The 26,989-nt window shown below is 65.9% G+C and carries 27 protein-coding genes; 10 read left to right on the top strand and 17 right to left on the bottom strand.

The features are described 5' to 3' along the window. From VGV07_RS05205 to VGV07_RS05215, 3 genes are all read right to left on the bottom strand, one after another. On the bottom strand, positions 1-1,674 hold the full coding sequence (locus VGV07_RS05205) for a hypothetical protein (RefSeq protein ID WP_326867630.1): 1,674 nt from the start codon (positions 1,672-1,674) through the stop codon (positions 1-3). Between the two features lie 90 nt (positions 1,675-1,764). Beyond that, positions 1,765-2,277 carry a hypothetical protein gene (locus VGV07_RS05210; RefSeq protein WP_326867631.1) on the bottom strand — a complete coding sequence of 171 codons (513 nt, stop codon included), beginning with the start codon at positions 2,275-2,277 and terminating at the stop codon, positions 1,765-1,767. Between the two features lie 348 nt (positions 2,278-2,625). Continuing rightward, entirely contained in the window at positions 2,626-2,835 is a 210-nt protein-coding gene (locus tag VGV07_RS05215) for a cold-shock protein (protein WP_055045318.1), read from the bottom strand. Between the two features lie 445 nt (positions 2,836-3,280). Between VGV07_RS05215 and VGV07_RS05220 the strand changes: the two genes are divergently transcribed. Then, the gene (locus VGV07_RS05220) at positions 3,281-4,201 is read left to right on the top strand and encodes a class I SAM-dependent DNA methyltransferase (RefSeq protein ID WP_326867632.1); all 921 of its coding nucleotides are present in this window, start codon (positions 3,281-3,283) and stop codon (positions 4,199-4,201) included. A gap of 253 nt (positions 4,202-4,454) precedes the next feature. Here the strand turns inward: VGV07_RS05220 and VGV07_RS05225 are convergent, their stop codons facing one another. From VGV07_RS05225 to VGV07_RS05255, 7 genes are all read right to left on the bottom strand, one after another. Next, positions 4,455-5,237: a sulfite exporter TauE/SafE family protein gene (locus tag VGV07_RS05225; protein ID WP_326867633.1), complete on the bottom strand. Its 783-nt coding sequence runs from the start codon at positions 5,235-5,237 to the stop codon at positions 4,455-4,457. 175 nt (positions 5,238-5,412) lie between these two features. Then, complete coding sequence (locus VGV07_RS05230) at positions 5,413-6,207, bottom strand: phytanoyl-CoA dioxygenase family protein (protein WP_326867634.1); 795 nt, start codon at positions 6,205-6,207, stop codon at positions 5,413-5,415. Between the two features lie 354 nt (positions 6,208-6,561). Then, positions 6,562-7,359 carry a nucleotidyltransferase domain-containing protein gene (locus tag VGV07_RS05235; protein ID WP_326867635.1) on the bottom strand — a complete coding sequence of 266 codons (798 nt, stop codon included), beginning with the start codon at positions 7,357-7,359 and terminating at the stop codon, positions 6,562-6,564. A 69-nt stretch (positions 7,360-7,428) separates the two neighbouring features. After that, the gene (catB, locus tag VGV07_RS05240) at positions 7,429-8,067 is read right to left on the bottom strand and encodes a type B chloramphenicol O-acetyltransferase (RefSeq protein ID WP_326867636.1); all 639 of its coding nucleotides are present in this window, start codon (positions 8,065-8,067) and stop codon (positions 7,429-7,431) included. A gap of 389 nt (positions 8,068-8,456) precedes the next feature. Beyond that, positions 8,457-11,780 carry a carbamoyl-phosphate synthase large subunit gene (carB, locus tag VGV07_RS05245; protein WP_326867637.1) on the bottom strand — a complete coding sequence of 1,108 codons (3,324 nt, stop codon included), beginning with the start codon at positions 11,778-11,780 and terminating at the stop codon, positions 8,457-8,459. Between the two features lie 246 nt (positions 11,781-12,026). Continuing rightward, entirely contained in the window at positions 12,027-12,689 is a 663-nt protein-coding gene (locus tag VGV07_RS05250; protein ID WP_326867678.1) for a DUF2161 domain-containing phosphodiesterase, read from the bottom strand. 41 nt (positions 12,690-12,730) lie between these two features. Continuing rightward, entirely contained in the window at positions 12,731-12,940 is a 210-nt protein-coding gene (locus tag VGV07_RS05255) for a hypothetical protein (protein WP_326867638.1), read from the bottom strand. A gap of 243 nt (positions 12,941-13,183) precedes the next feature. Here VGV07_RS05255 and VGV07_RS05260 point away from each other — a divergent pair, with 243 nt between their 5' ends. After that, the gene (locus tag VGV07_RS05260) at positions 13,184-13,465 is read left to right on the top strand and encodes a DUF2277 domain-containing protein (protein WP_326867639.1); all 282 of its coding nucleotides are present in this window, start codon (positions 13,184-13,186) and stop codon (positions 13,463-13,465) included. A 36-nt stretch (positions 13,466-13,501) separates the two neighbouring features. On the opposite strand, the gene VGV07_RS05265 is transcribed toward VGV07_RS05260, so the two are convergent. Further along, positions 13,502-14,011, bottom strand: coding sequence for a hypothetical protein (locus VGV07_RS05265; protein WP_326867640.1), 510 nt, complete (start codon positions 14,009-14,011; stop codon positions 13,502-13,504). Between the two features lie 262 nt (positions 14,012-14,273). Between VGV07_RS05265 and VGV07_RS05270 the strand changes: the two genes are divergently transcribed. Next, on the top strand, positions 14,274-14,756 hold the full coding sequence (locus VGV07_RS05270) for an SRPBCC family protein (protein ID WP_326867641.1): 483 nt from the start codon (positions 14,274-14,276) through the stop codon (positions 14,754-14,756). Positions 14,757-14,822: 66 nt separating this feature from the next. Here the strand turns inward: VGV07_RS05270 and VGV07_RS05275 are convergent, their stop codons facing one another. Both VGV07_RS05275 and clpS read right to left on the bottom strand, forming a co-directional pair. After that, the gene (locus VGV07_RS05275; protein ID WP_326867642.1) at positions 14,823-15,659 is read right to left on the bottom strand and encodes a ChaN family lipoprotein; all 837 of its coding nucleotides are present in this window, start codon (positions 15,657-15,659) and stop codon (positions 14,823-14,825) included. Positions 15,660-15,890: 231 nt separating this feature from the next. Next, on the bottom strand, positions 15,891-16,199 hold the full coding sequence (gene clpS, locus VGV07_RS05280) for an ATP-dependent Clp protease adapter ClpS (RefSeq protein ID WP_326867643.1): 309 nt from the start codon (positions 16,197-16,199) through the stop codon (positions 15,891-15,893). 106 nt (positions 16,200-16,305) lie between these two features. On the opposite strand from clpS, the gene VGV07_RS05285 reads away from it, so the two are divergent. After that, entirely contained in the window at positions 16,306-16,860 is a 555-nt protein-coding gene (locus VGV07_RS05285; RefSeq protein WP_326867644.1) for a M16 family metallopeptidase, read from the top strand. Next, complete coding sequence (locus VGV07_RS05290) at positions 16,857-19,055, top strand: M16 family metallopeptidase (protein ID WP_326867645.1); 2,199 nt, start codon at positions 16,857-16,859, stop codon at positions 19,053-19,055. The genes VGV07_RS05285 and VGV07_RS05290 overlap by 4 nt, the downstream gene beginning before the upstream one ends. Before the next feature lie 7 nt (positions 19,056-19,062). On the opposite strand, the gene VGV07_RS05295 is transcribed toward VGV07_RS05290, so the two are convergent. After that, a complete protein-coding gene (locus VGV07_RS05295) occupies positions 19,063-20,382 on the bottom strand; it encodes a tetratricopeptide repeat protein (protein WP_326867646.1) in 1,320 nt (439 codons plus the stop codon). A gap of 294 nt (positions 20,383-20,676) precedes the next feature. On the opposite strand from VGV07_RS05295, the gene VGV07_RS05300 reads away from it, so the two are divergent. Beyond that, a complete protein-coding gene (locus VGV07_RS05300; RefSeq protein WP_326867647.1) occupies positions 20,677-21,513 on the top strand; it encodes an aldo/keto reductase in 837 nt (278 codons plus the stop codon). A gap of 210 nt (positions 21,514-21,723) precedes the next feature. Here the strand turns inward: VGV07_RS05300 and VGV07_RS05305 are convergent, their stop codons facing one another. Beyond that, complete coding sequence (locus VGV07_RS05305; protein ID WP_326867648.1) at positions 21,724-22,617, bottom strand: DMT family transporter; 894 nt, start codon at positions 22,615-22,617, stop codon at positions 21,724-21,726. Between the two features lie 79 nt (positions 22,618-22,696). On the opposite strand from VGV07_RS05305, the gene VGV07_RS05310 reads away from it, so the two are divergent. The 3 genes from VGV07_RS05310 to VGV07_RS05320 all read left to right on the top strand — a co-directional run bounded on the left by VGV07_RS05310 (position 22,697) and on the right by VGV07_RS05320 (position 24,841). Then, positions 22,697-23,026 (top strand): DUF6665 family protein, encoded by a 330-nt coding sequence (locus tag VGV07_RS05310; protein WP_414649913.1) that lies wholly within the window; start codon positions 22,697-22,699, stop codon positions 23,024-23,026. 145 nt (positions 23,027-23,171) lie between these two features. Further along, complete coding sequence (locus VGV07_RS05315) at positions 23,172-24,461, top strand: hypothetical protein (protein ID WP_326867650.1); 1,290 nt, start codon at positions 23,172-23,174, stop codon at positions 24,459-24,461. Between the two features lie 104 nt (positions 24,462-24,565). Beyond that, positions 24,566-24,841 (top strand): hypothetical protein, encoded by a 276-nt coding sequence (locus VGV07_RS05320; RefSeq protein WP_326867651.1) that lies wholly within the window; start codon positions 24,566-24,568, stop codon positions 24,839-24,841. Between the two features lie 45 nt (positions 24,842-24,886). Here the strand turns inward: VGV07_RS05320 and VGV07_RS05325 are convergent, their stop codons facing one another. Next, entirely contained in the window at positions 24,887-25,345 is a 459-nt protein-coding gene (locus VGV07_RS05325; RefSeq protein WP_326867652.1) for a GNAT family N-acetyltransferase, read from the bottom strand. Beyond that, a complete protein-coding gene (locus VGV07_RS05330; protein WP_326867653.1) occupies positions 25,311-25,694 on the bottom strand; it encodes a helix-turn-helix transcriptional regulator in 384 nt (127 codons plus the stop codon). Before VGV07_RS05330 ends, VGV07_RS05325 begins: the two co-directional genes overlap by 35 nt. Positions 25,695-25,807: 113 nt before the next feature. Between VGV07_RS05330 and VGV07_RS05335 the strand changes: the two genes are divergently transcribed. Beyond that, positions 25,808-26,980 carry an MFS transporter gene (locus tag VGV07_RS05335; protein WP_326867654.1) on the top strand — a complete coding sequence of 391 codons (1,173 nt, stop codon included), beginning with the start codon at positions 25,808-25,810 and terminating at the stop codon, positions 26,978-26,980. The last annotated feature ends 9 nt before the right edge of the window (positions 26,981-26,989 follow it).

Consider the following 26,989-nt stretch of genomic DNA (forward strand, 5'->3'; position numbering starts at 1 on the left):
TCAGGTGCCCGGCTGGGCATAGTCCTCGGCAGTGAAGCGCTCCAGCACGCGCTGCAGGCCCATTAGCCCGTGCTGCACGTTATCGACGCGGATTTCGTTATTGTAGGTCTCGGTACGGATACCGCCTTCGACGCGCTGGCGCTGGCTGATGTAGAACATGTCGTCATCGGTCTTGAACTGCAGCCGCGCCAGGCTTCTGGCGCCGCGCAGAATGGCCCGTCGATAGGCGGCCTCGCGAGGCTTGTCGCCATAGTGCCGGGCCAGCTCGAACGCATCGATCAGCCCCTCGAGGTAAACCCCGGTCGCCGAGGCATGCGGGGGCCCGAGATGCGGCCGCTCCGGGTCGTAGAAGCGGCCGAGCAGATCGGCATAGGGGGCGCTGTCCCACTGCTGCATCGAGAGCAGCCAGTCGTTCATTTCGAAGATGAAGCCATCCAGTTCGGGCTCGTCGACGAGCTCGCGCATGACGAAATGCGCCTGGGTGTGCCAGGGCACGAAGGCGGGGTTTGAGTCCGTGCGGAACCAGGCGCGATAGTAGCGGAAGGCGCGCATATAGGCGTCGGCGGTGACGCCGGGGAGGCCGGCCTTCAACGCGTGGGCCCAGAACAGCAGGGTCTCGCCCGGATAGAAGTTCTGGCAGTCGTTGCGGTCGGCCGGGGCATAAAAAGTGCGGAAGCTGCCATCGGGATAGTGGAGGTGGTTGATGGTGGCAACCAGCCGCGTCAGCGCTTCGGCATGACGGTTGCGGTCGGGTGACTCGAGGATGGCGAGTGCCATGAGCGCGACGGCGCCCAGCTTGACCTTCTGCTCTTCGATGGCGAGGCCATAGTCACCTTGCTCGCGGTAGTAGGTGGCCATCAGGTGCTCGAGATTGCGGTCGGCGCGGTCGCGTGCATCCGGGTCGGACGTGCGGTCGGCAATACGGCCCAGGCAGATGGTGGCCATGGCCTGCCGGATGGTGTTATCGCCGTTGGCTTCGCTGCCGCGGCTCGGCCAGTACTTGTAGACGGTGCGCCCATCCGGCTGGACCTGGTTCAGCATCCAGCGCGACATGCCGCCGACGAGCTCCTCTATGGCCCGTTCGTCCATGGGAACGAGCTCGATTGGGCGCGCGCCCCGGAACAGCGAACGGATCTCGGCGCCACGGGGGGTGAGGCGGCAGAGATACTGCTCGGACTTGAAGGTGGCTGCGGTTATCGCTCCGATCGTCAGCGCATCGGCGGTCAGGCCATCGCTTTCGAGCAGACTGACTATGGCGCGCTTGGGCGATCGGTTGGAGGCGATCAGCTCGGTCGGGCTGAACAGTGAGTGCAACTGGCCGTCTTCGAGCAGCGCGACGCCGACAATGCCGGCCTGGTTGTTATCGAGGCGCGTGGAGTTGAGGTCGGCGGGAACCGGGCGCAGCGAGTGACAGCAATTCAACTCCAGCGTATCGACCTGGCTGCCAGCAAGGTCGAGTTCGTCGATCGTCTTGTCGAGCGCCGCTGCCAAAGTGTCGCCGGCTACGCAGATGCGCTGGCGGATTCGTCCATCCCGGCGGCTCGTGGCAACGACAAGACCGCCGAGCGCCTTGGAGAAGCGGGGCAGGGGGGCGTCGCCATCAAAGGCGTCGGCCAGGGCAGCGCGCAGCGTCGTTCTGACATCGGCCCCGGCATCCATCACGTCGCTCAGCATCTCGCGGTATCCTGTAGTGGCTTGGCTACACTGAAAGTGCGCCCTCAGATGGGTTTGCCCCGCCGCTCGTTGGCGGCAGGGCAAGGTCACTTAGAGAGCGCCCGGCACGCTCGTGGGTGGGGTTGGGCGGCCGCCACCATCGCCGTCGCCATCGCCGTCGCCATCGCCGTCACCATCGCCGTCACCATCGCCGTCGCCATCGCCGTCGCCGTCTCCATCGCCATCGCCGTCACCGTCGCCGTCGCCATCACCGTCGCCATCACCGCTGCTGCTTATCAGCGAGCGGGTTTCGAGCAGAGCGCGGCGGCAGTGCGTGGTGAGCATGGATTCTTCGTCGTTGAGCCCATAGACAGCGCTCAGGAACACGCCGTTGTCGTTGTACCAGCGCTTCTCCGACAGGACGAAGCAGCACTTGCTGTTATATTCGCGCGTCCCGGCGAGCGGCGTGAAGGCGGTGCCTTCCATCGCGACACGGCAGGTCGGGAACTGGTCTTCCTGGATTGCAAAGGCCGGGGAGGCGAGAAAAGCCTGACCGGCGCCGGCCACTGCCGCGAGCAGCAGCATGGAGCGGCTGTGAGCAATGATCTGGTTACGGATCGTCATGTTGATACCCTCATCAGGTGTTGGTTCGATGGGGCGGGTTAATGATCTCCCGACGCTGAACGCGATCTGAATACGTGGTTCAGGCTGACGGGTTCTTGCGTGCATGTCCGCGGGCAGCGCGCGAGAACTGAAAGTATCCGCAATTTTTACGGCTTGTGGCGCAGATTTCCGGTGGTTGGATGGGGCGTCAGTTGGAGGTGCGGTGATAATACGACTTCTCAGCGAGCCGTGGGAGCAGGGTGGCGTGGACTTTGAATGGCCAAAAACAGAAGGCGCAGCCCGGAGGCTGCGCCTTCTGCAGATCTGACGCCGACCCGAAGCTGGGACGCCCTCGCGTCCCGACCCGGATCAGGATGCCTGGAGGTTGTCGGCGGCGTTCTTGCCGGTCCGCTTGTCCTTGACGATCTCGTACGTCACCTTCTGGCCTTCATCGAGGCCCGAAAGCCCCGAACGCTGGACAGCGGAGATATGCACGAACACATCAGCCCCACCCTCGTCGGGCTGAATGAAGCCATAGCCCTTCTGGCCGTTGAACCATTTCACAGTGCCGGTAGCCATAAATAGTCCCTTTCGCAGTCTGCCGTGGCGTTCCCACCCCAATGGAAACTCCGCCAATCGAATTCTTGGTATGACATCAGCAGGCGCGTTTGAGACGCCAGGCACGAAGTGTCGGCCGCAATATTCGACGGTTAACTTGTAGACCGAAAATTTCCCCCTATCAATACGGCGCCGTGAACTGCTTTTGCCCGGCGTGCCGGGGGCGCGTCGGGTTGAAATTCGATCTGACTAGCAGGCCATCGGGCCCGGGGAGTGGGGCGCCGAAGGCGTAGAGATACCGGGCCACTCGGCCCGACGAGCGGGCTTCCGCTTCCGCACGAAGCCCATAGCTCAGTCTATGCCTCGCCAATGTGACAGCAAAGTGGAAATTCCGGCTCTTGCCCATCTTCCACGCGGCACGCCGACGCGCTAAAGGCGTGCCGTCCCAGCCCGGTGTCAAACAACCTTGCGCGAAATACAGTATTCGTCCGGCGACCTCGTCGCCGACCGTCGTGCGTCTTATGCCGCGGCGCTCGCCGCCGAGCGCGCTTTCGCCGAAGCCGCCGATCTCATGGCACAGGCGCTGGAGGTGGTGCCGCAATGGGTGGCCGGCTGGAACCTGCTCGGCGGCTATCGCGAGGCAGCCGGGGATATCGGCGGGGCAGTGGTTGCATGGACCCAGCTGTTGCAGCTCGACGCCAAGGGGCTGTTCGGTGCGGCACTGAAGCTCGCTGCGCACGGGGCAGGCGGTTCAGCCGAGGCGGCGCCCGCCTATGTCGAGGCGCTGTTCGACGACTATGCGCCGCGCTTCGAGGATGCGCTGGTCGGACGGCTGGGCTATCGGACACCCGAAGCGCTGGAGACCTTGATCCGCAATGCGATGGTGACACGCGGCATCGGCCGATTCGGGCGGGCGCTCGATCTCGGCTGCGGCACCGGCCTGATGGGGGGGCGGCTGCGGCCGCTGGTCGATCGGCTCGAGGGGGTGGATCTCTCTGCCAAAATGCTGGCCGAGGCGCGGCGCAAGGGGATCTACGAGCGTCTGGAGAAAGCTGACCTCAAGGCCATGCTTGATACCGAGCGGGCGAGCATCGACCTGATCGTGGCTGCCGACGTGCTGAACTATGTCGGCGCGCTCGAGGCGCCGCTGGCCTCGGCCGCCCGTGCATTGCGGCCGGGCGGCCTCGTCGCTGTCTCGCTCGAAACCCATCCCGGCAGCGAGCCGGTGCGGCTCGGGACCACGCTGCGCTTCCAGCACGCGGTGGCGCCGACGCTGGAGATCTGCCGTGCCGCGGGGCTCTCGGTCATGAGCACCGACCCGGTGGTCATCCGCATGGATCGCGGGGTGCCGGTGGATGGAGTGATCGTCCTGGCGGAACGGGTTTAGGCGAGGACCGGTGCCCACCCCGCTACGCTACGGCTTCGCCTAGCTGCGCTACGCTCCCCATGGGGACTACAAGAGGTCGCCCCGAGGGGGAGGGAGACGATAGAACCGAAGATGTCAGTCGGGCCTCCCTCCCCTTGATGGCGAGGGCCGCGTAGCTTGCCCGCGCAGCGGGCTTCGCGCAGCTGTGTGGGGTGGGGCCACGCGCACTGGCGCCTTGATCGCTCCTGTTGGCGCGGTTTCAATCCAGCGGGGGTCAGGCAAACAGCAAGCGCACGCCGACTACGGTCAACACTGCAGCCAGCAGACCTCGGACCAGACTCTCCGGCACCTTCGGCGCAAAGAAGCTGGCGATCAGGATGCCGGGGATCGAGCCGATGAGCAGCGAGACCAGCATGCCCCATTCGACATTGCCGATGGCCCAGTGGCCGATGCCGGCGACGAGCGTCAGCGGTACGGCATGGGCGATGTCGGTGGCGACGATGCGGACCAGCGACAGGCGCGGGTAGAGCAGCATCAACACGGTCACGCCGATGGCGCCGGCACCGACCGAGGAGATGGATACAAGGACGCCGAGCAGCGCACCAAAGCCGACCGTGACTGCGGTCTGCAGGTGGGGCGGCAGCTCGCGGTGGCTGCGAGCAAAGCCGAACAGGTGTTTCCTGAACACCAGCGACAATGCGGTAAGTACCAGCATCCCACCGAGAATCGTGGCGAGCGTTCGGGCGACAGTTGGATCCGAACCGCCAAGCTGCGCCAGCACATAGAGCGTGATGGCGGCGGAAGTGACGCTGCCAAGCGCCAGTTTGCCGACGATATGCCAGTCGACATGGCGGTTGAGGCCGTGAACGGCCGTGCCGGCGGTCTTGGTGGCGGCGGCGAACAGCAGGTCGGTGCCGACGGCGGTGGCGGGGTGAACGTTGAACAAGAGGATCAGCAGCGGGGTCATCAGCGAGCCGCCGCCGACGCCGGTGAACCCGACGATGAGGCCGACGAAAAACCCCGACAGCGAGTAGAGCGGATCGATGCCCCAGACCAAATGCGCGCCCCCGGCTTGATGGTGGCGCAGGCTATCGAGGCGGAACCGCGGCGGCTAGCGTTGCAAAGGGCAGGATTTGGCGCGGCAGGCAGCGGCGCCGCAAAATGCGTCTAGCAGTGGAGCCGCCGACGGAAGCGGGCTGGAGAGGGCCGGCTGAGCCGGCCCTCCCTGCCGATCAGCCGAGCGCCAGGCGTATGGCGGTCTCTACCGGGGAGTAATCGCCGGCCGGTCGTTCGAGCCGCAGCGGCTCCCGCGGCAGCAACGGCGGTTGCGCCATGAACCGCGGCTGGGTCCCATGGTGCGGCTGGGCGGCATGCACCAGGAACGGGTGGCAGAGATAGACCGTGCCCGGGCTGCCGGTAGCGAGCACCTCGGGCCGATGCGCCGAGCCGGCGAAGTTGTCCGCGGCGAGCTCGCGCAATGTCAGGCCGGCTTCACCCGCCGGCGCCAGTTGCCGAGCGATATCGAGGTGCGAGCCGACGCGAATGCGGGTCGGGGCATCCTGGTTGCCGACCTCGGAGAAGAGGAACAGCATCAGCAGCGCACGGCCCCTCGAGTTGACGTTGGCGCGCCAGCTCAGGAAATCGGTCGGGTTCTCCTCCCAGCCGAAGCTCACGTCGATGTGCCAGCCGGCATCGCCGGGATCGTCGGGCGAAGGGAAGCGCACCGGGAAGGTGCCGAGATTGCCCTGCGGCAGCCAGCGGCCGGGGCCGACCAACTGATCGAAGGCAGCGCGAACCGTCGGCGTGTTCGCAGCTGCGACGAATGGCGGCTGGCTGTAATTGCCGAGGCGGATGACCGGCTTGGTCCAGGTTCTCGGGTCGTTGGGGTCGCACCCGGTATCGGCCCAGAGGATGGCGCGAGCCTCAGTGGCGAGATCAGCCGGGAAGGCGTTGTCGATGCGGACGAAGCCGTCATTGATGAAGGCATCGAGCTGCGCTGCGGAGAGCGCGGGTGTGTTCACAGGCATTGTGGTTTCCGTATTCGCATAAGCTCGCGACACATCGACGGGCAAAGCCGGCGACGGGCGAGCAGGGCCCCTAAGGGCGGTGGTGTTGCCTCATGGCTCGCTCAGGCGAGGAGGAACACCGATGCGAAATTGCGGATCATCATCATGATGCCGGGAACATAGCGGAGGAAACGACGAGGTCAACCCACTGGCGCTGGCAGTCGGCGCACCTCTCCCTTGGGGGAGAGGTCGACGCGCAGCGTCAGGTGAGGGGCCTTGCCGCCGACACGGTGTTTGCGGCAGGGCCGCTCACCCCCGATCCTTCCTCGAAGTAAGAGGGGCGAAGCAGGCACGGCCCCCGCAAGACCGCCCTCGCTACCAGTCGATGCTCCAGCCCGGCAGCGCGCGCTGCAGGTTATGCCGGGTGGCGGCCTCGAAGGCGGTGGGCCAATCGACTCCGAGCGAGGCGCAGAGCACCTTGGCGCGCGGCATGAAAACGCTGGCAAGCGCGAGGTTGGATGCGATGGCCGAGTCGGCGTTGAGCTGAGGCAGGGGCACCGAGGCAAGCACTGCCATGCGCTCGGCATCGAGCACGCGGCTCAGGTGCAGCATGCCGCCGGGAATCCTTGGGTTGATCTCGATGGTCAAGAGGTCAGTGAGGAAGCGGCGGAGGAAGGTGTTGCCGACGGTCATCAGTTCGACCTCGCCGCGACCGATTGCCACCGGCGTCAGCCCGAGGATGCGGATGAACTCGCCGACCATCCAGCCCAGGCGCCCCGGATTGCGCGCCGGCTCCGGCGTTTCCGGGCGCAGCGTCGCGTAGAGGTTGTCGCGATCGACCAGCGGCTTCAGGCTGTCCTGCGCGGTGTGAGCGAGGTGGTCGCGGCTGGCGATGTGGAGATCGACGCGCAGCCAATCATCGGTGATGGCATTGAGCACCAGCGCATGGGGCAGGCGGTTGTAGTGAACGATCGGCGCGATCGCCTCGAGTGCCTTGCGCCAGTCGGCGGCCAGCGCCTCATGGTCGGCAGCGTCGGCAATGGCGAGAAAATCGACGTCGCTGAACTGATCAGCGGTGCCGGTGCCGAAGCTGCCGGAGAGAAACAAAGCCGCGACGCGCGGATCGCCGCCAAAACTGTCGACGACCCGCGCAACCAGCGTGTTCTGATCCATGACCTTCCCTCTCCCAATGGTTTCGGCAGTATTGGGAGGGGGCAGTCCAATGGTCCAGAAGACCTATGTTCAGCTTGTCAGTACTGTTGACTGCCAATATACATGAAGATCCGCGATGCGGTTCGAGGTGAACAGCGGCATCGCGCCGGCGAGCTGTTCGTCGCTCCAATCCCACCACTGCATTTCCAGCAGCATCTTGATCTCGGCCTCGCCAAAGCGCTTGCGGATCGGCTTGGCCGGATTGCCGCCGACGATGGTGTAGGGCTCGACGTCCTTGGTCACCAGCGCCCGGGTGCCGATCAGCGCGCCGTGGCCGACGGTGATGCCGGGCATGATGATCGCCTCCGAGCCGATCCACACATCGTTGCCGATGACGGTGTCACCGGCCGGCGAGAAGCCGTCGGCGGCGCCGGCGAAGGCTTCGATCTCCGGCATGTAATGGAACGGGAAGGTGCTGACCCAGTCGTTCCGGTGGCCCTGGTTGCCCGCCATGATGAAGGCCGCGCCAGAGCCGATGGAGCAGAAGCTGCCGATGATCAGGCGGTCGACATCGGAGCGGTCCGGCATCAGGTAGCGGGCACAATCGTCGAAGCTGTGGCCGTGGTAGTAGCCGGAATAGTAGCTGAAGCGGCCGACAAGGATGTTTGGGTTGGTCACCTGCTCGTCGAGCCGGATGCCCTTGAACGGGCTTTCGAAAGTGTTGGTCATGATGCTGTCTCGATAGGGGCCCGGCGCCGCAGGAGTGCGGACGCTTCGGGCCGGATGATGTCTGAGAATGAGCAGCCGCACTCACCCGGCGCAGTGCGCCGGGGGCAGCAGCATCGCCGCGCCGATCAGGCGCGCGACGCGATGGAGGTGGTTCGGTCTGCCAGCTTCATGATGCGGGGCTTTTAGGGGCAGCGGGGCAGGGTGTCAAACAGGCGGTCGAGCCATTTGGATCGGTGCGTGTTGCCCACCCCCACCCAGCTTCGCTACGGCTTCGCCGAGCTGCGCTACCCTCCCCACAAGGGGGAGGGAGGGCCGCAAGAACCGAAGCTGCGGGGGTGGGGTGGGCGGTGAGCACTGGCGGCCGGCGCGTGCCGACCGCCCTTGCGTAATCAGGCGGCGAAGTAGCTCTGCAACGGGCGAACCTGCAGGTTGCCTTCGCGGTAGGCGATGATGCCTTCGACGGCCGCCACGGCGCCCGGGATGGTGGTGTAGTAGGGGATCTTGCCCATCAGCGCGGTGCGGCGGATATCGCGGCTGTCGGAGATCGACTTGGCCCCATCGGTGGTGTTGATCACCAGCTGCACGCCGCCGTTCTTCATCGAGTCGACGATATGCGGGCGGCCTTCCAGCACCTTGTTCACCTTGGTGGCGGCAATGCCGTTCTCCACCAGGTATTTGTGGGTGCCGGAGGTGGCGACGATCTTGAAGCCGGCGCGCTCGAGATGGCGGCAGAAATCGAGGATCAGCGGCTTGTCGTCGTCGCGGACCGAGACGAACACCGTGCCTTCGCGCGGCACCTTTGAGCCGGCGCCGAGCTGCGACTTGGCAAAGGCGATCGGATAGTTCGTGTCGAGCCCGATGACTTCGCCGGTCGACTTCATTTCGGGGCCGAGCACCGTGTCGACGCCAGGGAAGCGGTTGAACGGGAAAACCGCTTCCTTGACTGCTACGTGGTTCAGTTTCTTCTCGACCAGGTTGAAGCTTTCGAGGCTTTCGCCGGCCATGACGCGCGAGGCGATCTTGGCGATCGGCTTACCGATCACCTTGGCGACGAAGGGCACCGTGCGCGAGGCGCGCGGGTTCACTTCGAGGATGTAGATGGTGCCGTCCTTGAGCGCATACTGGACGTTCATCAGGCCGCCGACATTGAGCGCCAGCGCCAGTTCGCGGGTCTGGCGCTTCAACTCGGTGATGACTTCGTCCGACAGATGCTGCGGCGGCAACGAGCAGGCCGAGTCGCCCGAGTGGATGCCAGCTTCCTCGATATGCTCCATGATGCCGCAGACGAACACATCCTTGCCGTCAGAGAGGCAGTCGACGTCGATCTCGATGGCACGGCTCAGGTAGCCGTCGAACAGCAGCGGGTTGTCGGAGAGGACCGAGTTGATCTGGCCGGTCTTGTCGTTGGGATAGCGGACCAGAATATCAGGCGGCACCAGGCCGGTCAGGGTATCCTGCACATAGCGCTCGAACTCGTTGGGCGAGTGAACGATGGCCATGGCGCGGCCGCCCAGGACGTAAGAGGGGCGGATCACCAGCGGGTAGCCCAGGCGCTCGGCGACCAGGCGGGCCTGTTCGAGCGAGTAGGCGATGCCGTTCTTGGGCTGGCTGAGGTCGAGGCGGCTGATCAGTTTACTGAACAGGTCGCGGTCTTCCGCCAGATCGATCGACGAGGGCTGGGTACCAAGGATCGGCACGCCGGCCTTCTCGACCGCGTCGGCGAGGTTCAGCGGGGTCTGGCCGCCGAACTGCACGATGACGCCGTGGAGCGTGCCGTTCTGCTTTTCGGTCTCGAGGATTTCGATGACGTCCTCCTCGGTGAGGGGCTCGAAGTAGAGCCGATCCGAGGTGTCGTAGTCGGTCGAGACGGTTTCCGGGTTGCAGTTGACCATGATGGTCTCATAGCCGGCATCGGCCAGCGCGAAGGCCGCATGGCAGCAGCAATAATCGAACTCGATGCCCTGGCCGATCCGGTTCGGACCGCCGCCGAGGATGACCACTTTCTTGCGGTCGGAGGGGCGCGCCTCGTCTTCGGGCTGGCCGTTGAACGGCGCCTCGTAGGTCGAATACATGTAGGCGGTGGGCGAGGCGAACTCGGCAGCCGAAGTGTCGATGCGCTTATAGACCGGGCGCACGCCGAGTGAGCGGCGCAGTGCCCGCACGTCCTTGGCCTGCTTGCCGGCAAGGTCGGCGAGGCGACGATCGGAAAAGCCCATGGCCTTGAGGCTGCGCAGCGCCCCGGCGGTGTCGGGCAGACCAAGCTCGCGCACCTTCTTTTCGGTTTCGATCAGGCCGTGGATCTGCTCGAGGAACCAGGGGTCGATCTTGGACGCGTCGTGAATGTCTTCGAGGCTGTAACCGAGCCGCATGGCTTCGGCGACATGCAGCAGGCGCTGCGGTGTCGGGGTGGAGATGGCGGCGAACACCGCGTTCTCGTTGTCGTCTTCGGGAGCGCCGGTGACGAAGCCGGGAATGCCGATCTCGTTGAGGCCGGTAAGGCCGGTCTCGAGCGAACGCAGCGCCTTCTGCAGCGATTCCTGGAAGGTGCGGCCGATGGCCATGGCCTCGCCCACCGACTTCATCGAAGTGGTGAGGCGGTTATCGGCGCCGGGGAACTTTTCGAAAGCGAAGCGCGGGATCTTGGTGACGACATAGTCGATGGTCGGCTCGAACGAGGCCGGGGTGGCGCCGCCGGTAATGTCGTTCTCGAGCTCATCGAGGGTGTAGCCTACGGCGAGGCGCGCGGCGACCTTGGCGATCGGGAAGCCCGTCGCCTTGGAGGCGAGTGCCGAGGACCGGGAAACGCGCGGGTTCATCTCGATGACGATCATCCGGCCGTCGGCCGGGTTGATGGCGAACTGCACGTTAGAGCCACCGGTCTCGACGCCGATCTCGCGCAGTACGGCGATCGAGGCGTCGCGCATGATCTGGTATTCTTTGTCGGTCAGCGTCAAAGCCGGCGCGACGGTGATGGAATCGCCGGTATGGACGCCCATCGGATCGAGGTTCTCGATGGAGCAGATGATGATGCAGTTGTCGTTGCGGTCGCGCACCACCTCCATCTCGTACTCTTTCCAGCCGAGCACGGATTCCTCGATCAGCACTTCGTCGGTGGGCGAGGCGTCGATGCCGCTCTCGACGATGGTGAGGTACTCTTCCTTGTTATAGGCGATGCCGCCGCCGGTGCCGCCGAGCGTGAAGCTGGGGCGGATGATGCAGGGGAGCCCGATCACCTCGAGGGCCTGCAGCGCCTCGATGGTGTTGTGGGCCAGCATCGAGCGCGGGGTCTCGAGCCCGATCTTCTTCATCGCGTCGCGGAACAGCTCGCGATCCTCGGCCTTGTCGATGGCCTCGGCGTCGGCGCCGATCATTTCGACGTTGAACTTGTCGAGAATGCCCATCTTCTTGAGGCTGAGCGCGCAGTTGAGCGCGGTCTGCCCACCCATGGTCGGGAGCAGCGCGTCGGGGCGCTCCTTCTCGATGATCTTGGCGACGATCTCGGGGGTGATCGGCTCGACATACGTGGCGTCGGCCAGATCCGGATCGGTCATGATGGTCGCCGGATTGGAGTTCACCAGGATGATCCGGTAGCCCTCGTCCTTCAGCGCCTTGCACGCCTGGGTGCCTGAGTAATCGAACTCGCAGGCCTGTCCGATGATGATCGGCCCCGCACCGATGATGAGGATCGATTTGATGTCGGTGCGTTTTGGCATCTGGAGCTCGTATGTTCGGGGCGCGCGGAAGGACGCGCGGCGGCGGCGCGGGCTTGGGCGGCAGACTCTATGGGCTAGGCGCGTCCTGTAACCGAAGCGGTGGGGGAAGGGAACCCCCAGCGCGCAGGATGTGCGTGCAAGTTGTCGCGGGGGGCAGGGTGGGTGAGCTGTCTGCGCGGCAGTGGGCAGTCGGCAGTCGGCAGCAGGCAGTGGGAGCAGTGGTCGGTACGACTGCCTACTGCCCACTTACGACTGCCGACCGACGATTGGCCAGCGCTCAAGCGCTGCGGCGCCGGCCGCGCTCAGCCCGTAGACACCCCGATCGATGCGGTCGAACCAGCCATAGACATTGTCGAGCAGGATGCGTGCGGCGATCGGGGTGGTCGCCTTGAGGTCGCGCGGGCGGAGCGGGCCGGCCTGCAGCGCCGCAGCACAGGCGAGGGCCTGCTGCCGATAGGCGGTCATGATCGGCTGGCGCGTGCTGCCGCCCGAAGTCGGGTCACCCTTGCGGCGGCGATGCTCTTCGACCAGCCGGTTGCGCTTGCGGGTGTTCTTCCTGGGCATCGGCGCGAGCGGGCTGACGATGATCTCGACATGGTCGCCGGCGCTGACGCCGAGCATGCCGAGGCCGAGCCGGCGGCAGAGATCGCGAAAGCGCCGGTCGCGCTCGCGGCCCTTGCCGGTCGGCGACATGCGGGCGGCGATCCACACCTCGTCGCTCTGGGCCTGCCGGTCGACCGCCTGCAGCACCAGTTCGAGGTTGAAGGCCTGCTTGAGCTCGCAGATCACCACCAATGGCGGTTCGCCCGCGAGCAAACCGACAAGGTCGCAGCCGCCGATTTCGCCTTTGACGGCGTAACCGGCGGCTTCGAGGAAGCTCTTCACAGGCGGGTAGAGGCTGGTTTCCAGTTGAAGTATCCGGCGTGATTCTCAGGCCGGATGTTATCTCATCAGCGGGCGTTGATCGCGTCCCTGACGGCCTCGACGCTGATGCCGAGATCATCAAGGCGCCAGGGCTCCAACTCCATCAGGCTCAGCATAGCCAGCCGACGGCTGCGCTGTTGGCGCCAGGCGATGAAGCGCGAGGCCAGGGCGCGGATCGCGACGGCGGCAAGGCTGGAACGGGGTGCGCTCTCGTGGGCGGCGGACATCAGGCTCATTGCGGTTCTCCTCGGTTTGGCTTGCTGCACATCGTGGCCGTTCGACTTCACGACGAGCGAGGCACACGCAGATCGACATCGGGATGGCAAAAACTTGCGAGGACCAGTCGCACCCGAGCGGGCGGGTGTCGAACTTGTCGGTATTGGATCGACTGCTTAGGTGAGCGGGGTGAAGGCCAAGCCTTGTCGAAGCTCGCACGAGGTGCCAGTTTTCATCTCACCATCGTATTGGGAGACCGTGCCATGTGCCGCAACATCAAGCCGCTGTTCAACTTCGAGCCACCGGCGAGCAAGAACGAGATGCATGACGCGGCGCTGCAGTTCGTCCGGAAAATCTCCGGCTACACACACCCCTCGAAGGCGAACGAGGATGCGTTCAACGACGCCGTCGCCGATATCGAGCGGGTGGTGAAGCGGCTGCTGAAGGAACTGGAAACCGACGCGCCGAAGCGCGACCGCGAGGTGCTGATCGCCCGGGCGCGGGAGAAGGCGAAGCTCAGGTACGCGCCGCGGGTCGAGGCGTGAGTGGAGGCGGCCGCGGGCGGCCGCATCCGGCGCGGCTCAGCTCTTCTTGAAGCTGATGGCCGAAGCGGTGGTCTGGCCCTTCTTGTCGACCAGGGTGAAGCCCAGCTTGATGCTGCTGCCGCTCAGCGTCATCACCGATGAGGCGAGGCCGTAGCTGGTTTTGATGCCGGCGGAGGCGAAGACGATGCTGTTGCCCGCCCGCTTGCCCACGGTGGTCGTGTTGGCGCCCTGGGCTGAGGACGAGGCCTCGAAGCGCTTGGCCGCATCGTTATAGACCATGCTGCCGCGGAAGCTGGCTGCACCCGAGCCGCCGAACGAGCAGCGGCCGGAATAGGTGAGCTTGCCGGCGCTGGCTGCCTTGAAGGTCAGGCGGCAGACCACGGTGCCGGGGTCGGGACCGGTGACCTTGCCGCTGCCGCGCCAGCTTCCCTCGTACTTGGCGAGGAGCGCATTCTCGGCGGGGCCGGCAACAGCCGGCAGGGCGACGGGCAGGGCGAGGACGGATGCGAGGGCGAGGACCTTGAGGCTCGTCGGCAGGCGCAGCATTAAGCTTCTCCGGAATCGGGCGTTCGGTGGAGCAACGGTAGCGCGGCGGCTAAGGTTGCGGGAGGGGCTCGCGGAGTTTTGCGAGAAACGCGATGAAGCGGGGATGAACGGGCCCCCCAGTATTCCCCGGCGGTTCGAGAACCGGCGGCCAGCTCTCCTTGGCCCCCTCGTATCTTTCTGAAGTTTTTTGTCGGGCTTGTCGATTCCGCTTGGGCTGCTTCGTCGTGAAGTCGAACAAGTCGTTCAAACAGAGGAAACGAAAATGACCACGACGCTCGATATCACCCCCGACAACGACAACCAGCTGGTGCTGGCTCGCATCATCGATGCGCCGGTAGAGCAGGTCTATCGCGGCTGGACCGACCCGGTGCTGATGAAGAAGTGGTTCGCGCCGCGGCCGTGGACGACGACCAGGGTGGTGACCGATGTACGGCCGGGCGGCAGCACGCTGGTGGTGATGGCCGACGAGAACGGCATCGAATACCCCAACCCGGGCCAGTATCTCGAAGTGGTGCCGAACAAGAAGCTGGTGTTCACCGATGCCTATACCGGCGACTGGCAGGCCAGCGAGAAGCCGTTCATGACGGTGACGCTGACCTTCGAGGATATCGGTGGCAAGACCCGCTACATCGCGCGCTGCCAGCACTGGAATGCGGAGGACAAGGCCGCCCATGTGCAGATGGGCTTTCATGAAGGCTGGGGTATGGTGACCGAACAGCTCGAACAGGTGCTGAAGGCGCACTGACGAAAGTGAATGGTGAGTGGTGAATGGGTTGTCCCGACGTAATCCGAACAATCCAGGCTGCTCACTTCACGCAACCTTGCCATCCGTCGCCGGCAGCCTGAACAGGGCGTCGGCGATATTGGCTTCGCGCAGCGGATCGAAATGTGTGTCGGTGGGTAGCGCGATCGAGACGCGGTCGACGCCCAGATCGGCCAGCTGGTACGGCGTGCCGTAGCCATATTCGAGGTGGCCGCGGCCGATGATGCCGATGACCAGCGGCGCCGCCGGGCCATCGAGGGCGCGGGCGATGTTGCAGGCGAAGGCGCGATCCCAGGTCTGCTGGGCGCGCACGAACCGGTCGGAGGTCATTTCGTCGCGCGGCCGGCTCGACGGGCCGGCGAACCGGCTGAGATAATCGCGATAGGCCGGCAGCGCCGGGCGCGCGGGGGTGAGCCCGTCGCGCTCTTCGACAGGAATGGCTTCCCAGCCTTCCTTGCCGACGCGGGTGACCAGCGGGCGGTGGCAGTTGAGCGCCAGCATGGGCAGGCGGAACTGCCGGCAGAACTGGAACAGCGGCAGGTAGAGTGCCGGATCGAAGCGCCAGACTTCGTTCCACTCGGCCGCCTCGAGGAAATCGGTGGTGCTGGCGAAAGCGCCGGCGACGAAGGCATCGAGCACCGGTTGCAGCCGGCGCGGGAACATCTCGAAGCCGAGCGCAATATCGGAGCGGTGCGCCATGATGCCGGCGGCGACATTGAGCTGCCAGCGATGCACGTCAAAGCGATCATGGGTCTCGCCGAGCAGCACCACCTGCTGCAATGCCAGGTGGCGCATCAGCTGCGGGTGCGCCACCGGTTCGGCAGTGCGTGGATCGAGCCAGGTGCCGGGGGCGATGGAAATCGTGGGAGTGGTCGTGTCAGCCATGCCAGCACTCGTGGGGTTCGGGGGCGCTGGCTGGCAGATGCTGGCTTGCTGCAGCGGTGGTAGCGGGTGTTCCGGGCCCGGTCAATCGGTCGCTCACAGGCGCCAGTACGGTCGTACCCCACCCCCCGGAACCTCTGCTTGTGGTGCCTGCCGCCTACCTGGCGTCACCCATAGGGCGAAAGCTCTGATGACAGCGGTGGGTGGGCTGGGCCGAGCCCGACCTGAAATGCTCTACTCCTCGGGCTCGGTGGTGAAGAGCAGCGGAAAACCCTCGTTACGGGCCATTTCGGTGGCGCGCGTCGCCTTGCTCTCGGCGACCTCCTGGGTGAAGACGGCGACCACGCAGGAGCCTTTGGTGTGGGCGGTGACCATGATGCGGTGCGCCTGGTCCTCGGTGATGCGGAACTCGGCTTTCAGCACGCGCACCACGAACTCGCGCGGCGTGAAGTCATCATTGAGCAGGATGACTTTGTAGAGTGGCGGCCGCGCCACTTTGGGTGCGGTCCGGGTACGCGGCTTGGTGTCGGTGTCGTTGGCCATGGTGCTGCCAATATAGTGCAGCCTAACCGGCGCTGCACCCTTTCGGTTGGACGACCGTCAAAGCCGGTGCGATGAATGGCGCCGGATTTCAACAGGGTCATATTGCATGCGCGTTATTGGTTCGGTTCTGGTCGCTGCCTGGCTAGTGCTTGGCGGCGGTGCAGTTGCTGCGGGCGAGGACCTGCCGACGGTGGTGCAATACCGGCTCGACAACGGGCTCGAAGTGCTGCTGTCGCCCGACAGCAAGGTGCCCAAGGTCGGGCTGGCGCTGGTGTACCGCGTGGGCGGGATGAACGAGCCGGCCGGACGCTCTGGCTTTGCGCACCTGTTCGAGCACCTGATGTTCTCGGGCACGACCAAATATCCCAAGTTCGACGACACCTACTCCGCGCTCGGCGTCCAGAACAACGCCTTTACCGAGGAGGATCGCACCGTCTATGTGGCCGACGCGCTGGCTTCGGCGCTGCCGGTGCTGCTTTCGGTGGAAGCCGACCGGATGGCCAATCTGGGAGGCGAGGTCGATCAGCGCGAACTCGACCTGCAGCGCGACGTGGTCAAGAACGAGATGCGGCAGACGGTGCTCGACAGCGCCGGCCAGCCGGGCCTGCAGGCGCTGCGCGCGGCGCTGTTTCCCGCCCCGCACCCTGTGCCGAAGCGGTGATCGGCTCGATCGCGGATCTCGACTCAGCCAAGCTTGACGACGTGAAGGCGTTCTTCAACCGGTTCTACGTGCCCAACAATGCGGTGCTGGCGCTGGCGGGGGATTTCGACGTCGAAGCGACCAGGGCTTTGATCGCCGACACTTTTGGCCGCGTGCCGCGTGGTGCGGATGTGGCAGTGCCGGAGCCGGCCGAGCCAAAGCCGGTGGCGCTGCGCATGGAGGTTTCCGATCGGCTGCCGTCGCCGACGGTGGTGCTGGCAACTGCCGGACCGGCGATCGGCAGCCTCGACAGCGCCGCGCTGATGGTGGCGGGCGACCTGCTGGGCAATTACGAGTACGGCGTGCTGCGCCGCGAGCTGGTGAACAAGGGCCTTGCCATCAACGCCACGGCCGGCTGGGACCCGGGCAGGTTGGGCGGCCGGTTCATGATCTCGGCGGCAGCGGCTCTGGGCGTTGCGCCCGATGTGCTGGAAGCCGCCTTACGCAAGGCGGTGGCCGATTTCGTCGCCGCGCCGCAGGACCCTGCCGGCATCGAGCGCGCTCGAGAGACGCTGCGGCTGGGTCGGGCGCTCAGCGCCGAAGCGATGCTCGATCGGGCGCGGTCGCTGGCGACGCGCTACGATCTCTATGGCGATGCTTCGCCTGGGTTGGGTGACGATCCCCGACTGCTGGCGTTGACGGTGGGGGATGTCGAGGCGGCGGTACGCAAGCGCCTCGCGCCGGAGCAGTTGAGCGTCCTGACCATGCTGCCGGGCGCTGCGCGAAGCGAGTATCCGGCCGTGCTGCAGGCGAGCTCGGGCACGGCAGAACCGATCGCAGCCGCGCCGCGGCCGGTGGTCGATGTGCCGGTGCTGATGGCGGGCGAGCCCGGGCGGGCGGCCCTGCCGGCGCGCGAAACGGCGACGCTTTCGAACGACATCCGGCTGGTGCACTACGAGATGGCTGGCTCGCCGCTGGCGTTGCTCGCGGCCTCGGTCAGCGGTGGCGCGGGCAGCGATGAGCCGGGCGAAGAAGGGCTGATCGAACTCACCACCATGATGATGGCACGCGGTGCCGGCGAGCGGGGGTTCGAGGCGTTCAGCAAGGCAGCCAAGGATATCGGCGCCGATATTTCCGGGCGGACCGGCATGGAGCAGTCGGCGATCGTCCTGGCCGTGCCGCCCGAGCATTTCGCCGCCGGCGTCGACCTCCTGGCTGACGCCGTGCAGCGGCCGCGCTTCGAGCAGCGGGAATGGGAGGCGCTCAAGGCCGAAGTGCAGCAGGGATTGGGTTATCGCAAGCTGGATCCCGGCGCGCTGGCCTACTACGCAATGGAGGAACTGGCGTTCCCGATCCCGGCGGGGCGAGCGGCGCTGGAGCCGACGATAGAGGGCGTGGCCGCCCTGACCACTGCCCAGGCCGGGACAATCCACCATCGGCTGTTCACGCCAAAGACGATGACCATCTACAGCGTCGGCGCGGTAAGCCTTGCGACGGTCGCCGCCGAACTGGAACGAAGTTTCGGCAAGTGGAGCAACGACAGTGCCGGGATCTCCCCGGTGCCGCATCCACCGGCGGCGCTGCCGGAGGGGCTGAAGGTCTACGTGGCGCCAAGCGCCGGCAACAGCCAGGCGATCATCAATCTGTCGCGACCGGCCCCGGCGTTCAAGGATCCCGGCGTGCTGGAGGCGATCGCGGTGGCGCGCCTCCTCGGTGGCGATTTTACCAGCCGGCTCAACCAGGTGATGCGCGAGGAGAAGGGTTACTCGTACGGAGTCGGCGCCTCGGTGTGGACCAACATCCCTACCGGCGGCCTGCTGACGGTGTCCTCCGCCGTGGCAGCCGACAAGGTCGGCGCGGCGATCGCCGACATCCGCGCCGGTTTCGACGGGCTGGCGTCGTTGCCGGTGGCGCAGGCCGAGCTCGACCGCACGGTGATGGCCACCGCCGCTGGTACCGCCGGCACCGTCGAAACCTCGAGCGGATTGTTCGGGCTGGTGATGAACGCCGCCGGCGCCGGCATGACGGCGGAGGAGCTGAACGGCAAGCTCGACGAGATCGTGGCGCTGCAACTGCCGGCCGTACAGGCCGAAGCACAATCGTTGGCGTCGCTCGAGCGCGCACTGGTGGTGATCTCGGGTGATCCGCAGTCGATCCTGCCGCAATTGCAGGCGATCGGCATCACCGACGTGACAGTGATCCCGCCCGAGCAATGAGGGACGATCAGCTGGTCGGCAGGCCCAGTCGGGCCAGCAGCGCGACGAAGCGCGGCTCCTTGCGCAGGGTCCTGAACTCGGGCTCGACCAGCAGCCCGATGGTCTCGGCGCGCTCGACCGAGGTTTCGAGATAGGTCAGGGCGAGGTCCTTTTCGCCGAGCAGTGCCGCGGTGGCGGCGACCTTGTAGGCCTGCTCGCGCTCGGCGAGGAACTGGCGCTGCTGTTCGGCCAGCATGGCGACGAGCATGGCGCGGCCGCCTTCGGGCAGGGCGGCGCGGGCGGCCTTGGCGATCAGCTGGCGGCCGATGCTGCCCTCGACGTTGGCGGCAATCTCGTAGCTGTCGAGGAAATCGGCGTAGCGGCGCTGGTCGAGGTAGATGGTTGCGAGATAGGCAGGGACCGCAAGGTAGTCGGGGTTGGCTTGGCGCAACTGCTCGAGCATCTCGATCGCCCTCGCGGTGTCCCCGGCATAGTAGTGGATGAGTGCGGCATTGGCGCGGATCGAGCGCGAATCCGGCTGCAGCACGAGGGCGCGATCGATCAGTTCCAGCGGGCGCTCGAACTTGCCCATCTGCATCGCGGTCAGCGCGTACCAGTGCAGCGCCTGGGCGTTGTCGGGGGCAAGCGCCAATGCCCTGTCGAACAGCTCGGCGGAGCGGGCGAAGGCATGACTGCCGTAGAAGGCGTTGAAGCCCAGCGCCGCATAGGCCTCTCCCGAGTAGGGATCGAGAGCGAGGGCGCGCTCGCCGGCCCGTTTCGCTTTGGCGTAGGAGTCCGCAGCGGGGGCCAGCGTGTACTGGCTGATCAGGTTGTAGACGTTGGCGCGGCCGACTTCGGCGCGGGCGTAATCCGGCGCAATGGCCAGCGCTGCATCGAATTTCTCGATGGCAGTGGCAAAACCCGAAGCGGTGCGGCTGGTCCAGGCGATGACGCCCTCGTCGTAGAGCGCCCTCGCTGCCGCAGGGATGGCCGGAGCAGGTTTTGGCGGCGCCACAAGGGTGGCGGCGAGGCCAATGACCAGCACGGCGAAAATGGCGATCGCTGCTGCGAGCGGCAGCCGCAGCGGGCTGCTGGTGGGGGGCGTCGCGGTGCTCGCCGGCGGCGGAGCGGCCACCGAGCGTGGGGCGCTGAGCCAGGCTTCGAGTTCGCCGACATAGGCAAACACCGAGGTGCGGGTGCCGCCGGGGACACGACGGATCGGCAGGCCGCGAATGGCCTCCCAGCGCTTGACCGTGCGCTCATCCTTGCCGAAGAAGGCTGCGATCTCCTTCCAGCTGTTCAGCCGCTGGCTCACCGTTTCCGGGCCAGTCTGGTCAGTCGTCTGCAAGCCCCGAACTCCGTCGTGCACAGCGGTCGCTCCACCTTCGATTTACGGGCGAAGCTGAGGGGCGAGTCAACAGTTCGCCGCGCATTTGATGAGAGCAGGGGCGCCCGGGCGGGTGACGGCGAGACCATTATCGGCTATCAACGATGAAGGCGGGCGCGGGGCACCAACCGGCGCTGCCTGAACCTTTCCCCCGCCGGCGGCATTGTCCTGCCGGATACCAGACACTCCCGGTCTATCCATCGGCGTCACTGGCGGTCGCCGGGTCGTCTCATCGTTCAGCTTCGGAGGCAGCAAATGGCAGCGGTTCCATCCATCAAACTTCGCGACGGCAATTCCATCCCGCAGATGGGGCTGGGCGTGTGGCAGGTCGACCCCGCCATCACCGCGCGTGTGGTGTCCGACGCCATCGCCGTCGGCTACCGCTCCATCGACACGGCGGAGGGCTACCAGAATGAGGAAGGGGTCGGCGAGGCGATCAAGCGCGCCAGCGTGCCGCGCAGCGAGCTGTTCATCACCTCCAAGCTCCGCAATGGCGGGCATGCCCGCGACCTGGCGCTGAAAAGCTTCGATGTGACGATGAAAGCGCTCGGGCTCGAGCAACTCGACCTGTTCCTGATCCATTGGCCGGTGCCGAGCCAGGGCAAGTTCGTCGAGGCCTGGAAGACCCTGGTGGAGCTGAAGACGCAGGGCCGCATTCGTTCGATCGGCGTTTCCAACTTCAACCAGGATCACCTCGAGCGCATCATCGGCGACACCGGAGAGACCCCGGTGGTGAACCAGGCCGAACTGCATCCGCGCTTCCAGCAACGCGACAAGCGCGACTTCCACCGACAGCACAATATCATCATCGAGAGCTGGAGCCCGCTCGGCTCGGGCCGGATGCTCGATGACGCGACCGTCGCCGCGATTGCCAAGAAGCATGGCAAGTCGATCGCCCAGGTGATCATCCGCTGGCACCTGCAGGAGGGGTTGATCGTCATCCCCAAGACCACGCATCGCGAGCGCATGGTGGAGAACTTCGATGTGTTCGGCTTCGAGCTCGATGCCGACGACATGGCGAAGGTCAATGGCCTCGATCAACGCGACGGCCGTGTAGGCGCCAACCCGGCGACGGCGTCGTTCCTGTTCTGAAGTCGGCACAGCAGCGTACTCGCCGTCTTGTCACCGGGGCGTCCCTGCGAAAGCGGGGACCTCCGTTTGCGATCTCGCCTGCTGCACGAAAGCAGAGGTTCCCGCTTCTGCGGGAATGACCCGGTGGGTGGGGCATCTATCCTTACCCACTGATGGTCACGAAGGATCCTTGCGTTCGATGCGAAAGGCCGGGAGCAATCCCGGCCTTTGCTATTCCGCCGCGGCAGCCGGACGGCGGCGGAACAGCAGGTCCTTGGCGGCGAGGATGGCGCCGACGGTGATCAGCAAACAGGCGATCAGGATCACATGGCTATAGCTCGCATAGCCGGTGAGGATCAGGATCAGCGTAGAGAGCAGGGGGGCGGAATAGGAGGCAGCGCCGAGCACCTGGATATCGCCGCGCTTCACCCCGATGTCCCAGACGTAGAAGGCAAGGCCGACCGGGCCGAGGCCCAGCCCGATCAGCGCGCCCCATTGTGAGGGATCAGTGGGCCAGACAGTCTGTTCGAGCAGCAGGTGGCAGATCGCGGCGAGCACTGCCGTGACGAGGCAGAAGCCTGCAATGGCGTCGCTGCTGACTGTGGCAAGGCGGCGCGACAGCACCGAATAGCCGGCCCAGATGATGGCAGCGCAGAGAGCGGTGGCGTAGCCGGCGGTATAGCGCGCATCGAAGCCGAAGCCTTGGCCGCGGGTCACCACCAGCACGGCGCCGGCAAGTGCCAGGGCGCAGCCGGCAAGGTGCTGCCATCTCAATCGCTCGCCCGGGAGCAGGGCAGAGAACACCACGATCAGCAGCGGCCACAGGTAGTTGATCAAGCCCGCCTCGACCGGCGGCGCATTCCTGAGCGCGAAAAAGTAGCAGAAATGGTAGCCGAACAGCCCGCCGACGCCGAGCAGCCAGACCGGCAATGGCTGGCGCATCGCCTTGACGGCGCCGGGCCTGATCACCAGCAGCGACAACCCGCCGATAGCGAAGGTGACGGCGGTGAGCTGGAAGGCCGGCATCGTGCCGCTGGCGGCGGTGAGGAAGGCCAGCAACGACCACAGCAGCACCGCGGTGAAGCCGATGAAAGTGCCGGTGGAGCGGGAAAGGTGACTGGTCATTGTGTGCTTCTAGCGCGCCGACGCAGGCTGGAAAAGCGCGGGGGTTGCGACTGTCGATGCCCATACCTAGTTTTGCAGCATGAGCTTGAGCATCGCCGATCTCGCCGAACTTCGCCAACGCCTGACCAGTGGTTTTGGACCCATCGAAAGCGAGGTGCTGGCCGAGAAGGCCTCATCGCTCGGCTATCACGGACGGCAGGTGGAGAAAGCGATGGCGGCGCTGGCGGCGTTCGACGCGGCGCCGGGCTCGGCCGAAGAGCGGTTGATCCTGATCAAGGCAGCGGCGCAGGACGTGTGGAAGTTCTTCGTGCAGCGCGAGGCCTGCGGCATGCGGGATCAGCGCGACGCCATCCGGCATTACGGCATCCCGCCTGAAGTGCTGGCGCGGCTGGGGGCAATCGAGAAATGAGCGATACGTCCGATGCAATCCGATTGATCCGGCCGAGCGATTTCCCTAGAATTTGTGAGATCGATTACATGCCTGATCTGTGCGGGGTGTCGAGCGCGGATCGGGTCAGCCGTTTCGATTGGTATTGATTCGGCCGGGGAAACCGATGCTGGGCGATAAGGTTCGTAAGTCCCTCGCGGACCTCGACAGGCCATTCTCGGACCTGCTTCAGCACGCCGACGTGGTGCCGCCGTTCCACAAACTCGCCGTCGATGTGATCTGGGCCGGCTTCCGCATCGACCCCGATGCCGTGCGGCCGTTCCTGCCCGATGGTCTGGTGCTGTCGCCGGCCAGCATTGGGGTACTCGGCATCTACCGCGCGCCGACCGGCTACGGCATCGCGCCCTATATGCGGGGGCTGGTGGGCGTTTCGGTGGAAGGCGTGCGCGGTTCCGACGTGGGCGAGGGCATGTTCGTGATGGGCAACATCATGGATGAGCCGGGCGGGGCCATGATGCGGAAGTTCTATTCGGGCGCGACTGTCGAGGGCGAGGCGCGCACCTGGCGCGATGGCGAATTGCTGCATGGCGTCGCCTCGGTCGGTGGCGTCGACTGGCTCAGGGCGACGATCCGACCGGGAGAGCTCAGGCCCTCGCTCTCGGGCGTCGATAATTTCCTCGGGCTTACCGAGGCAGGGCTGATCAAGCACGCCGACTCGACGGTGGCCGATCTCGCAGATGCGGAAATCGTGACGCTGGAGATCACCGATGCAGCGCCCGACTATATGCGGGCGCTGCGGCCGGTCGAACATGTGTTCGCGCTTGACGCGGTGCGGGTCAATTCGATCTGGAGCGAGCCACGGGTGGTGGGGCGCACTGCCTCAGGCAACGCCGCCACGGTGTTTCTCGGGCTGATCGAGGATACCGGCCGCGCTGCTGCCGTGGTGCGGCAGGATGGAACGCTGATCGAAGCCAATGCCAGCGGCTGGGCGCTGCTCGGACCGGATGGTCCGCGGGCAGGAGAGCCGCTGCTGAGCGGCGTGCCGGCCGAAAAGTATGCACTGTGCCAGGCGCTGAAGATGAGCTGTGCCCGCATGGGACCACGGGTGTCGGAGCCGATCGGGCTGACCCGTCCGGGCGGTGGGCATCTGCTTGCCTATGTGATGCCGCTCGAACATGGCGAGCACGGTGGCGATGCGGCTCTGGTGCTCCTGGCCGATCCGCGCGGTCCGGAGCGGCGCGATGCAGCGCAGATGCTGCACCTGTTCGGGCTGACCGGTGCGGAAGCCAGGCTCGCGGCACTGGTGGGTGTGGGCCATGCGCCGCGCGAGGCGGCCGCCGAACTGAAGATCTCCGAGCACACGGCGCGCTCGACGCTGAAAACGGTCTACGACAAGCTTGGGATCAACAAGCAGTCCGAACTCGGCCACCTCGTGGCGCGGCTGCAGTATCTCTAGCAGCTATGCTGTCGATAGGCGCTTGAACCCCGCATTTGTGGGGTGCGGTTTTTGCCCGGTGCTGCGCATTGTCCCGCTCGGGAATGCATCAGGAACCGACCGCTGTGCTCGACCTTCTCGAAAAACGCTCCGCACCCAAGGCACTTCAGCTCAACGGGCTGACCGTCGGCGATGTGATCGCCATGCTCGAGACCTTCGATCCGTCGGCGCCGGTGATGGTGCAGGGCGAGAGCGGCGGCTTCGAGGAAGTGCTCGGCTTCCGCACGACCGGCGTCGTGCTGAACGTCAATTCGGCCGAGGGTTTCGGGCCACATGATCTGCCCGACGACGGGGCGCGGCCGGATCTGGTCGCCGTGGTGGTGAGATCGGCTGAGCGGTAGTGCCCAGCAGGTCGTGGGGGCCTTAGGACCCCCACAAACTTTACCCTACAGCGCCAGCTTGAAGCCCTCATGGCTCTTCTGGAAACCCAGCCGCTCGTAAAAGCGGTGGGCATCGAGCCGCTTCTTGTTGGATGTGAGCTGGACGACGCCGCAGCCGCGGGCGCGCGCCTCGGCAATGGCCCAGCCGATCATCTCGCCGCCAAAGCCCCGGTTGCGATATGCGGGCGCGACGTGCACAGCCTCGATCAGGCAGCGCCATTCGCCGAGCCGGTTGATGCCGGGGATGAAGGTCAACTGTTGGGTGCCGACGGGTTGTCCGCCCAACTCGGCAATGATCAGGCGCTGGTTGGGGTCGGCGGCTATCGCCTCGAAGGCGGCGAGGTAGCGGGGATGCTGCGGTTCGTCGGGGCGGTCATCGGTGGCGACGACGCTGTCGTCGACGATCAGCCGGACGACGAAGCCAAGGTCATCAGGGGTCGCGTCGCGGTAGGTCAGCCGGCTCATTCGTCTCTTCCTCGAATCCATCGATGTGGAGATCAGCCGTACTGGCGATGATCGAGTCGAGGAAGCCGGGGAAGCGCTGGTCGAGATCTTCGCGCCGCAGGGTGACGCGGCGACGGGTGCCCTCAGGCGTGACGTTGACCACGCCGGCCTCGCGCAGCTTGCTGACATGATAGGTAATCGAGGTCTTGCTGGCGAGGTCGGTAAATTGCCCGCAGGTCATGCCGATACCCTCGCAGCGCGACAGATGGCCGATGATCGCCAGCCGCGTCGTATCGCCGAGCGCGGTCAGCACGTTAGGCAGAGTGATCTGGTCGGTGTCCGGATGGGGCAGGGGCGGCTGCGTGCTCATGGCTCTCACCTATGCCATTTCCGAACAAAGTTCAATGAACGTTGAACTAGCACTTGACGTCAGCTGTCACGAGGTTCATTTGTTCAACGATCATTGAACTAAGGAATCTCCCCATGGACACGCGGCTCATCTGGCTCGCGCTCGGCACCTTTGCCGTCGGCGTCGAGGGCTTCGTCATCGCCACTCTCCTGCCGGCCATCGCGGCCGATAGCGGCGTGACGATCACCCAGGCCGGTTATCTGGTCTTCGCTTACGCCATCGCCTACGCGGTCGGTGCCCCGGTGCTCTCGGCGCTGACCGGACGGTTCGACCGGCGGCCGCTGCTGGCGGTGGTGGCGCTGGTGTTCGCGGCCGGCGCATTGCTGGCCGCACTGTCGCAGGGCTATGCGGTGCTGCTGCTGGCGCGGCTGATCATTGCCGCCTCGGCCGGGCTCTATGCGGCCACGGCCCAGGCCGCAGCGGTGACGCTGGCGCCGGTCGAGCGGCGGGCGCGGGCTGTGGCGACGGTGGTCGCCGGCACCACGATGGCGGTGGCGCTGGGCGCGCCGATCGGGGCGTTCCTTTCCGGCTTTGCCGGGTGGCGCGGCACCTACTTCGCCATTGCCGGAGTCGGCGTGCTGACGGCGGCGGCAATCTGGCTCATGTTGCCCAGCGGCATCCAGGGCGACCGGCGCGGGCTGGGCGAACGGCTGGGCGTGCTTAGCGTGCCTGGGCTCGTGCCGGCCCTGCTGACGATCCTGCTCTACATGGCCGGGCCGTTCGCTGCGTTCATCTATCTCGGTCCGGTGACGACCAGGCTGATGGGGCTCGATGCCGGGCTCCTGCCCTTCGTCATGCTGGCCTATGGGCTGGGCGCCGCACTCGGCAACCCGCTGGGCGGACAGTTGTCGGACCGCATCGGGGCGCAGGCGACGGTGACCACCGCGGCCGTGTTGAACATCGTGTTCCTGCTGCTGCTCGGGGGCATTCCACTCTTGCCGCAGGCCGCAATCCTGCCGACCTACTTTGTCTTCATGGTTGCCTGGGGCGTCGCGGGCTGGATGTTCGTGCCGGGGCAGGTCAGCCGCGTCGTGGCCTTGTCGCCCAGCTCGGCGCCGCTGGCGCTGTCGCTCAATGCCTCGTTCCTCTACCTCGGCACGGCGTTGGGCGCGCTGGTCGGCGGCCTGGTGCTGGAGCACCTGCCGATCGGTGAGCTTGGCCTCGTTGCCGCGATCTTCCCGGCGCTGGCCCTAGGCGTGCTCATTGTCAGCCGTCCTCGCGCGGTGCCGATGCCCAGGCTCGGATGACGGCCCGGC

The sequence above is a fragment of the Devosia sp. genome (assembly GCF_035944845.1).
Classification (GTDB): Bacteria; Pseudomonadota; Alphaproteobacteria; order Rhizobiales; family Devosiaceae; genus Devosia_A.

Coding starts and splice junctions, on each gene's coding strand:
- VGV07_RS05205 (WP_326867630.1), bottom strand. CDS start 1,674: ATGCTGAGCGACGTGATGGATGCCGGGGCCGATGTCAGAACGACGCTG.
- VGV07_RS05210 (WP_326867631.1), bottom strand. CDS start 2,277: ATGACGATCCGTAACCAGATCATTGCTCACAGCCGCTCCATGCTGCTG.
- VGV07_RS05215 (WP_055045318.1), bottom strand. CDS start 2,835: ATGGCTACCGGCACTGTGAAATGGTTCAACGGCCAGAAGGGCTATGGC.
- VGV07_RS05230 (WP_326867634.1), bottom strand. CDS start 6,207: ATGCCTGTGAACACACCCGCGCTCTCCGCAGCGCAGCTCGATGCCTTC.
- VGV07_RS05235 (WP_326867635.1), bottom strand. CDS start 7,359: ATGGATCAGAACACGCTGGTTGCGCGGGTCGTCGACAGTTTTGGCGGC.
- catB (WP_326867636.1), bottom strand. CDS start 8,067: ATGACCAACACTTTCGAAAGCCCGTTCAAGGGCATCCGGCTCGACGAG.
- carB (WP_326867637.1), bottom strand. CDS start 11,780: ATGCCAAAACGCACCGACATCAAATCGATCCTCATCATCGGTGCGGGG.
- VGV07_RS05255 (WP_326867638.1), bottom strand. CDS start 12,940: ATGAGCCTGATGTCCGCCGCCCACGAGAGCGCACCCCGTTCCAGCCTT.
- VGV07_RS05260 (WP_326867639.1), top strand. CDS start 13,184: ATGTGCCGCAACATCAAGCCGCTGTTCAACTTCGAGCCACCGGCGAGC.
- VGV07_RS05265 (WP_326867640.1), bottom strand. CDS start 14,011: ATGCTGCGCCTGCCGACGAGCCTCAAGGTCCTCGCCCTCGCATCCGTC.
- VGV07_RS05270 (WP_326867641.1), top strand. CDS start 14,274: ATGACCACGACGCTCGATATCACCCCCGACAACGACAACCAGCTGGTG.
- VGV07_RS05275 (WP_326867642.1), bottom strand. CDS start 15,659: ATGGCTGACACGACCACTCCCACGATTTCCATCGCCCCCGGCACCTGG.
- clpS (WP_326867643.1), bottom strand. CDS start 16,199: ATGGCCAACGACACCGACACCAAGCCGCGTACCCGGACCGCACCCAAA.
- VGV07_RS05285 (WP_326867644.1), top strand. CDS start 16,306: ATGCGCGTTATTGGTTCGGTTCTGGTCGCTGCCTGGCTAGTGCTTGGC.
- VGV07_RS05300 (WP_326867647.1), top strand. CDS start 20,677: ATGGCAGCGGTTCCATCCATCAAACTTCGCGACGGCAATTCCATCCCG.
- VGV07_RS05305 (WP_326867648.1), bottom strand. CDS start 22,617: ATGACCAGTCACCTTTCCCGCTCCACCGGCACTTTCATCGGCTTCACC.
- VGV07_RS05310 (WP_414649913.1), top strand. CDS start 22,697: ATGAGCTTGAGCATCGCCGATCTCGCCGAACTTCGCCAACGCCTGACC.
- VGV07_RS05315 (WP_326867650.1), top strand. CDS start 23,172: ATGCTGGGCGATAAGGTTCGTAAGTCCCTCGCGGACCTCGACAGGCCA.
- VGV07_RS05325 (WP_326867652.1), bottom strand. CDS start 25,345: ATGAGCCGGCTGACCTACCGCGACGCGACCCCTGATGACCTTGGCTTC.
- VGV07_RS05330 (WP_326867653.1), bottom strand. CDS start 25,694: ATGAGCACGCAGCCGCCCCTGCCCCATCCGGACACCGACCAGATCACT.
- VGV07_RS05335 (WP_326867654.1), top strand. CDS start 25,808: ATGGACACGCGGCTCATCTGGCTCGCGCTCGGCACCTTTGCCGTCGGC.